Raw genomic sequence first — 9,355 nt, forward strand, 5'->3', positions numbered from 1 at the left:
CCTTGATGAATGATTTGAGCCTTGAGTTGACCGCGCAACAGACCCTGGCCTTGAGCCCCGAGCAGCGTGCCTGCCTGATTGGCCGCGACCCTGCACGCCCCGATGCCGGCAGCCATCGACTGCGAATCGCGGTGACCGCACAGGACGATGTGGCGAACATCCAGGCCGCGCTGCAACGGTACGCGGCGAGTCAGCCGATCCTTGGCGCGTGCTGGCGGCAAGTCTCCGGGTTTCGGGGCTGGCGCCAGACACTGTCCGGGCAGGGCAGCACGGTGCGTTGGGTTGAGCTGGACACCCCGGCACCCGCGTTGGCGCTGAACGAAGACGAAGTGCTGGCCGTTAGCCGCCGGGTGCGGGTGGATGGCACGTTCGAAGTGGAGTTCGTGGCGGCCGCTCTGGCCCTGGACCCGCCGAGCCTTGAACGGCTGGTCGCCGACGTGTTGCTGTTGGCCAGCGGCGAAACGCCGGTCGCCAGCGACGTGGGCTATGAGCACTATGTGCAATGGCGTCAAGACATGGCCACCGACGAAGAGGCCACCCAAGGCCGCGCTTATTGGCAGCACGCTCAGGTCGATCCCGCCCAGGGCAGCCCCTTGCACCTCGGCCTGCGTGGTCACCCGGCGGCGGCTCAGGCAGAGCGACTGAACGTACAGTTCGAAGTGCCGGAAGCAAGGCTGAAAGGGGCTCAGGCCTTGGCGGATCGTCTTGGGCAGCCTCTGGACTTCATCTTGCAGGGCTTGTGGTGGGCGCTGTTGGGTCGCCTTGGCGGCCAGCGGAGCTTTGTTGGCGGTTGGTTGCACGATTGCCGCAGCGACTATGACCACTTCGAGCACACGTTGGGTGTATTCGAGAAAGTCCTGCCGTTGCGCGTCGAGCTGGACCCCATGTGCCGCTTCGATGAATGGTTGCAGCAGGCCGAAGGTCGGCTGGGCGATCATCTCGGCTGGCAGGAATACTGCCCAATCGAGGCGCCTTCCAGCCCCGCGCCGCTGATGGCGGGGTTCGTCCTTGAACAGGCGCGCATTGCACCCCATCAGGTGCTTGCCTACCCGGGCCGCCCCGTCTTCGAACTGCTCCTGCGCGCCCGACTCTGGGGCCAGACCCTGTATCTGAATATCGAAGCCAATGGCGCGGCGTACACCACCGCCAGCCTTGACGTGCTGCTCGAACAATTGAGCACGCTGCTGGAAACCCTGCCAGCCGACGGTGCGATTGCCTTGGCCGACCTGGAGCCAATCGGGGCAGGCGAGCGTCAACGCCTGCTGGCACTGGCGCCAAATCAGCCTGCGCCCGCGGGTGAGTGGCTGCCGCAACGTCTGGCCCGACACGCCCGACAGACCCCGCATGCCATGGCCCTCAGCGAGGGGCAGCAGCGCCTGGATTACGCCGCATTGCACCAGAGGGTCACGCACATGGCCGGCTGGTTGCAAGGCCAGGGTGTCGGTGTCGGGCAGTGTGTGGCGATCGAGAGCGAGCGTTCGCTGCAAGGCGTGCTGCATATCCTCGCGGTGCTCAGCGTCGGCGCTTACTACGTGCCGCTGGAACCGGCCTGGCCGGACGAACGTCGCCACGATCTGCTGACCCGCGCTGCGCCAGCCCTGGTGCTGTGCGACCCGGCCTCCAGCAGCGCCCAGGGCCCGTGGCCGAGCGCCAGCCTTGAGCAGGCGACACAGGATGCAGAGCTGCCGTTCCAGCCACCGCTTCTCAGTGACCGGCACGTGGCGTACCTGCTGTTTACTTCGGGTTCGACCGGCGCGCCCAAAGGTGTGCTCATCGAACACGGCGCGCTGCGTAATTACGCTCAGTCGGCCTGCGCGGCCTTGGGGCTGGAACCCGGCATGCGCCTGGCACTGACCAGCCCGCTGACCGTCGATCTGGGTCATACCCTGTTGTTCGGTGCCTGGCAGGCGGGTGCCGAACTGGTCATCGCGGGCCACGACGATCTTGCCGAGGGTGCCGCGTTCCGTCGTTTTCTGGCCCGGGAACGTCCGCACGTGGCGAAATTCGTCCCGTCGCATCTGGCGGCCTTGCTCGAAGGCGACGCGCCACTGTTGCCCGCAACCCTGATCCTTGGGGGTGAAGCCACGCCGCGTCGGCTGGTGGAACAACTGTTCGCCCAAGCACCCACGTTGCGCCTGTTCAACCATTACGGGCCGACCGAAACCACGGTCGGTGTACTTTTTCATCCCTTGCAGGCCAACGTGCCGGATCACGATGACCGGGTGCCGCTGACCCGTGTACTCGACGGCAACCGCGTGTACCTGCTCGACGACCGCTTGCGGCTGGTGCCCACCGGTGCCTTGGGCGAGCTGTATATCGGCGGCGCGCAGCTTTGCCGTGGGTACCTGGGCGAAACCGGTGCCGAGCGCTTCGTTGACGACCCCTGCGTGCCGGGCCAGCGCCTGTATCGCTCCGGCGATCTGGGACGGTATCGGGCCGAGGGCGGCCTGCAACTGGTGGGCCGTCAGGACCATCAGGTCAAGTTGCGGGGCCAGCGTATCGAGCTGGGGGAAATCGAGGCGGCATTGTTGACCTTGCCGGGCGTTGAGCAGGCCGTGGCCCGGTTGTGGTCGCCCGCGGAAGGCGCGGCCAGCCTGATCGCCTATGTGGTGCTGGCCCAAGGCGTCGCCGACGATGCCTTGCAACAGTTGCCCGCGGCCTTGGCCGAACGCCTGCCCGAAGCGTTGTGTCCGACGCGTCTGCTGGCCTTGGCGAGTCTGCCCCGTCTGGCTAACGGCAAGGTTGATCGCCACGCCTTGCCCGATCCCGGCCAACTGACGCGCCGTCAACCCGCCCGCGCACCGACCAGCGAACTCGAAGCCAGCCTGCGCGATGCCATGGCCGAACTGCTCGACTGTGCCCCGACCGCTCTGGGTGTGGACGACGACTTCTTCGAAGCCGGTGGTCACTCGCTGTTGGTGATCAAGCTGGTGGCTCGCTTGCGCACGATGTTCAAGCTCGAAGTGCCCCCCGGTCTGGTCTTTGACCACCCCAATGCGGCCGGCCTGGCGTTGGCCCTTGGCGAACTGGCCGACCCGGCGCGTCTGGAAAAAGTCGCCCGCCTGCGCCGCGAACTGGACAGCCTCAGCGACGAGGAACGCGCCAGGCTGCTGGCCAACGCTCGCGCCGCCAAAGGCCTGGCGGCCCACTGACAATGGGCCGGCTCAGGTCGGCCCCCTCTATTCCGGATTGGATTGACCATGACCGATATCGACCGCGACGAATTGCTTGCCCTGTTACTTGATGATGAAGAGCCAGCCGCACCTACCGGGCCCGGCCGACGCACCGAGCATGGGCCAGCGCCGCTGTCGTTCGCTCAGCGCCGCTTGTGGTTTCTCCAGCAATACGAAGTGCACAGCCCGGCCTATAACTCGGCACGGGCGCTGCGTATTCAAGGCCAGCCGGATGTTCCGGCATTGCAGGCTGCCTTGCGGCGGCTGATCGAACGCCATGCCAGCCTGCGTACTCGCTTTGTGCTGGTCGATGATCAGCCGGTGCAGGTGATCGAGCCCAGGGTGGATTTCCACCTCGAATACGCGCACTTGCCCGCCGACGCGAACCTGGAAGCGGAACTGCGCCAGCGCGTCGCCGTGCCGTTCGACCTCGCTCAGGCACCGTTGCTGCGGGCCAGTCTGCTGTGCGACACGCAGGGCGCGGTGTTGCTGTTGTGTCTGCACCATATCGTCGCCGATGCATGGTCCAACCCGCTGCTGATCGCTGACCTGGGCCAGGCCTATGCCGCCGCGTTGTGCGGCAATGACCGGCCCTTGCCGGGCCTGCCGCTGGATTACGCCGATTACGCCACCTGGCAGCGCCAGCGCTTTGCCGGCCAGGGTGCCGTTGAAAGCCAGGCGTATTGGCGCGAGTACCTGGGCCAGGACGTGCCCGTGCTGGAGCTGCCCAGCGACCGTCCACGCAGTGCCGCGCCGCGTCTGGAAGCCGCGCGTCACGATGTGCGTGTGCCCGCCGCCACCGCCCGTGCGGTGCAGGAATTCTGCCGCCAACAGCATTGCTCGCCATTCGTGTTGCTACTGGGTGCCTGGCAAGTGCTGCTGGCGCGCTACAGCGGCCAGCGGGACTTCGCCGTCGGCGTGCCCAACGCCGCCCGCAGCCATGCCCAAGTGCAGGACATCGTCGGCTTCTTCGTCAACACTCAGGTCTACCGTGCCCGGCTTGAGCCGCACCTGACGACCCGAAACCTGTGCAGCCGCCTGCGCAAGGAAAGCCACATTGCACTGGAACAGGCGGACTTCCCGTTCGAGTGCGTGCTGGACGGCTTGAACCTGACCCGCGATCTGCACCATACGGCGCTGTTCCAGGTGTTGTTCAATTTCCGTCATTCCCGAGACGCCGAAGCCTTGCGTCTGCCGGGGCTGGATGTGCAGGTGCTGGATATTGAGCTGGAAAGCGCCCGTTTCGACCTGACACTGGATGTCATCGCCAGCCCCGATGGCATCGACTGTCGGCTGGAGTACGTCACCGCGCTCTATGACGCCACGACGATTGATCGGCTTGGTCAGCACCTGTGTCAGCTGTTGCAGGGCATGGTTGCCGCGTCGGATCTTTCGGTGTTTAGCCTGCCGCTGCTGGGCGTTGCCGAGCAGGGACAATTGGACGCCTGGAACGCCACCGACACGCGTTACCCGCAGTACCCAAGCCTGCCCGCCCTGATCGCTGAACAGGTGCGCGCCACCCCCGATGCCCTGGCATTGGTGTATGGCGACACGCGCTTGAGCTACGCCGGGCTGGATGCCCGCGCCAACCAACTCGCCCATTGGCTGCAAAGCCAGGGCGTAGGGCCGGATGTGCCGGTGGCCATTTCGGCCGAGCGTTCGGTGGAACTGGTGGTCGCACTGTTGGGGGTGATCAAGGCCGGGGGCGCGTATCTGCCGCTGGACCCGGATCATCCCCGTGAGCGCCTGCAAGGCATGCTGGCCGACAGCGGCAGCCCGCTGCTGTTGACGCAAACGCACTTGCTGGACAAATGGTCTGGCGATGCCGGCGTGCCGGTACATGCGCTGGAACGCTTGCCACTGGATGGCCAGTTGCACACCGCGCCGACGGTGGAGATCGGCCCGGAAAATCTCGTCTATTGCCTGTACACCTCCGGCTCCACCGGCAAGCCCAAGGCAGTAGGCAATCGCCACGCGGGCCTGCTCAATCGTCTGCAATGGATGCAGGCCGAATACGGCCTGACTGCCGCTGATCGTGTGCTGCAAAAGACGCCTTACAGCTTTGATGTGTCGGTGTGGGAGTTCTTCTGGCCGCTGCTCAGCGGCGCGACGCTGGTGATGGCCCCGCCCGGTGCTCACCGTGATCCGCAGTTGCTGCGCGAGCTGATCGTCGAGCACGGCATTACCACGCTGCACTTCGTGCCTTCCATGCTTCAGGCCTTCGTATCGGCAGGCGAGTTGCCCGTTTGCAGCTCACTCAAACGCATCATTTGCAGCGGTGAAGCCCTGCCTGCGGAATTGCAGCGCCAGGTGTTGTCGCAAACCGCCAGTGAGCTGCACAACCTGTACGGCCCGACCGAAGCGGCGATTGATGTCACGTCCTGGGCGTGCCGCGAAGACGGGAGCAGCGTGCCCATTGGTCGGCCCATCGCCAACACGCAAATTCATATTCTCGATGCCGATCTCAATCCCGTGCCGGTGGGCGTGGCGGGCGAGTTGTACATCGCTGGCGTCAACCTGGCCCGGGGTTATCAGGGACGACCTTCGCTGACGGCCGAACGCTTCGTCGCCAATCCTTACGGCGCCCCCGGCGAGCGCATGTACCGCAGCGGCGACCTGGCGCGTTGGCGTGCCGATGGTGCTATCGACTACCTGGGGCGCATCGACCATCAGGTCAAGCTGCGCGGTCAGCGCATCGAGTTGGGTGAGATTGAAGCGGTGTTGCTCGGCCACGCCAATGTGCAGGAAAGCGTGGTCATTGCCCGTGACGACAAGCTGATCGGTTACTGGGTGGGTGACGCGATCGAAGAGGAGGTGCTCAAGGCTCATCTGGCCCGGCAGGTGCCTGAATACATGGTGCCGTGGCGCTTGGTGCAGTTGGACGTGATGCCCTTATCGGCCAACGGCAAGCTGGACCGCAAGTTGCTGCCGCAGCCGCAAGGGCACATCGCTGTCGAGGACTACATCGCACCGCGCAGCGAGGTGGAGCAGACGTTGGCGGCGATCTGGGCCGAGGTGTTGGGCCTGGAACAGGTCGGTATCGCCGACAATTTCTTCGAACTGGGTGGAGACTCCATCCTCTCGCTGCAAGTGATCAGCCGGGCGCGGCGTGCCGGTTGGCAGCTCAACCCCCGTGACCTGTTCGAGCATCAACATATCGCTGCCCTGGCACGGGTTGCCGTACCGTTGGAACACGCCCGCCCCGACAGTGGGCCGGTTCAGGGGGAGGCGCCGATCACGCCGATTCAGGCGTATTTCTTCGCCCGGGCGGTGCCGGTGCCAGGCCACTGGAACCAGGCGTTACTGCTGCAACCGCTACAAAATCTGGAGCCCCGTGCGTTGGATAAGGCTCTGGTGGCGCTGTTCGCCCATCACGATGCCCTGCGTCTGCAATTCCGGCGTGTCGAAAACCACTGGCGTGCCCACCATGGCCAGGGCGTCGCCTCGCTGCTGGAGTGCCAGACCCTGAGCAGCCCCGACCCCGAAGCAATCAGCGCGGTGTGCGAACACGCCCAGCGCGGTTTCGACCTGAGCCAGGGGCCGCTGCTCAAAGCCGTGCTGATGCAACTGGGCGATGGCGAGCAACGCTTGCTACTGGTCGCTCATCACTTGGTGGTGGACGGTGTGTCCTGGCGCATCCTTCTCGAAGACCTGGCGCAGCTTTATACCCAGGCATTGGCCGGTTCGCCTCTGAGGCTTGCCTCGCGTACCGGCAGCTTCAAGGCGTGGGGCGAATACCTTGCAGGCGTTGCGCGCCAGGGCCTGGGCAACAGTGAGCACGCCTACTGGCAGGCTTATGCCGAAACGCCAGCCACCCCATTGCGCGTGCAGCGTCCGCAAGGCAGTCGTGCCTTGGGCACTTCGGCCCACGTGCGCGTGCAGCTTGATCCGGCGCGCACCCGTGCCTTGCTGGGCACGGCTCACAACGCTTATCGCACACGCATCGACGAGCTGCTGTTGGCCGCGCTGGCCCGGACCTTGTGCCAATGGAGCGGCCAGCCGACGGTGGACATCCTCCTCGAAGGACACGGCCGCTCGCTTGGGGCCGATGCTTCCGAGGATCTGGATCTGAGCCGCAGCGTCGGCTGGTTCACGGCCATGTACCCCCTGCAACTGGCACCGGGCAGTGAGTCGCCCGCGCAAGCCATCAAGGCGATCAAGGAGCAACTGCGCCAGGTGCCCGGTCAAGGCCTGGGGTATGGCGTACTGCGTTATTTGAGCGAGGACGCGCTGGCGTGCCAACTGGCGGCCCGCGCGACCCCGCAAGTCACCTTTAATTACCTCGGTCAGTTTGATCCGGGCCGCTCGGCGGGTGGCCTGTTTGCCTGGGCCGAGGAAAGCCTCGGCGCGTCTCTGGACCCGAGCGCCGACGCTGACAGCGAATGGGTCATCACCGGCCAGGTGCGCGATGGCTGCCTGCAACTGAGCTGGCGCTACGGCTCCGAGCGCTTCGACCTCGACAGGGTGCAAGCCTTGGCTGAGCGCTACCTGGCAACCCTGGCCGAGCTGATCGACCATTGCCTGAGCCCTGACGTTGCGGGTGTCACGCCTTCGGACTTCCCGTTGGCGACCGTCAGCCAGTCGCAACTGGACGCGCTACCGCTAGCCGCCGCCGACCTCGAAGACCTTTACCCGCTGTCGCCGCTGCAACAGGGCATGCTGTTTCACGCCCTGCAAGGCGGGGCCAGCAGCGCCTATGTGAATCAGGTCTGCGTGCCCCTAAGCGATGTGGACGGTCCGCGTTTCGCTGCGGCCTGGGAGCGGGTCACTCAGGAACATGCGATTCTGCGCGCCGGTTTCGTCTGGGAAGGCGACTTGCCGCAGCCGCTGCAATGGATCCGTCGTCACCTGCCATCGCCGGTACGGCATTTGGACTGGCGCGCACGACCCGCTGATCAGGCCCGACTGGACCTGGCCGAACTGGCCGATGCCGAGCGCGACCAGGGTTTCGACCTGCGCCAGCCGCCGCTGCAGCGGGTGTTGCTGGTACGGCTGGGTGAAAGTGATTACCAGTTGATCTGGACTCGCCATCACATCCTGCTCGACGGCTGGGCCACGGCGCGGCTGATCGAAGAAGTGTTGCTTCACTACCGAGGCGAATCGCCTACCGCAAGCGCCAGCCGCTATCGGGATTACCTGGCCTGGCTTGCCCGTCAGGATGCCCGCTTGAGTCAGGGGTTCTGGAGCGAACAACTGCGTCAGCTGGATGAACCGACCCGTTTGGCCGATGCCTTGCCGGCGGTGCAGCCCCAGGCTGGACATGGCGATCTGCGTCTGCAACTGAACCCGGACGTCACCTCGGCGTTGGCGGCGTTTGCCCGTCGTGAGCGAGTGACCTTGAACACCTTGGTGCAAGGCGCCTGGAGTCTGCTGTTGCAGCGCTATACCGGGCAGCGCAGCGTTGCCTTCGGTGCCACTGTGGCCGGGCGGCCCACCGCGTTGGTCGATGCCGAGCGCGTGCTGGGGCTGTTCATCAATACCTTGCCGATCATCCAGTCGCCCGGCCCCGAGCGTCGTCTGGGCGAGTGGCTGCGCGACCTGCAATCGCTGAACCTGGCGGTTCGCGAGCATGAGCACACGCCACTGTTCGATATCCAGCGCTGGGCCGGGCAGGGCGGTCAGGCGTTGTTCGACAGCGTGCTGGTGTTCGAAAACTACCCGGTAGACAGTGCCTTGCGCAGCGGCAGTGGCGTGCGGTTTGGCCAGGTAGTTTCGCGGGAGACCACGCATTACCCGCTGACCGTGGTGATCCATGCCGGCGATACGCTGAACGTGCAGTTGAGTTACTTGCTGGGTGCTTTCGATGCAGGCAACGTGGTTCGCCTCGGCGAGCATTTCCAGAACCTGCTGCTGGCTATGGCGGCTCAAACGCAGGGGGCGTCTACCGTGTGCCTCGGCGAGTTGTGCATGCTGGGCACTACAGAACACCATCAGTTGTTGGGCTGGAACGCCACCGACACGCGTTACCCGCAGTACCCAAGCCTGCCCGCCCTGATCGCCGAACAAGTGCGCGCCACTCCCGATGCCTTGGCATTGGTGTATGGCGACACGCGCTTGAGCTATGCCGGGCTGGATGCCCGCGCCAATCAACTCGCCCATTGGCTGCAAAGCCAGGGCGTGGGGCCGGATGTGCCGGTGGCCGTTTCGGCCGAGCGCTCAGTAGAACTGGTGGTCGCACTGTT

General features: G+C 65.3%; 2 protein-coding genes. Both read left to right on the plus strand.

The features are described from left to right. Positions 1-5 precede the first annotated feature (5 nt). Entirely contained in the window at positions 6-3,152 is a 3,147-nt protein-coding gene (locus ACP7B0_RS22880) for a non-ribosomal peptide synthetase (protein WP_426144003.1), read from the plus strand. Positions 3,153-3,200: 48 nt separating this feature from the next. Beyond that, the coding region (locus ACP7B0_RS22885) for an amino acid adenylation domain-containing protein (protein ID WP_426144005.1) at positions 3,201-9,355 on the plus strand (6,155 nt) is incomplete at its 3' end.

This window comes from Pseudomonas sp. DWP3-1-2 (assembly GCF_049896285.1).
In the GTDB taxonomy this organism is placed as follows: Bacteria; Pseudomonadota; Gammaproteobacteria; order Pseudomonadales; family Pseudomonadaceae; genus Aquipseudomonas.

Bases quoted from the DNA above. Each gene is read 5' to 3' on its own strand.
- ACP7B0_RS22880 (WP_426144003.1), top strand. From the start codon at position 6: ATGAATGATTTGAGCCTTGAGTTGACCGCGCAACAGACCCTGGCCTTG.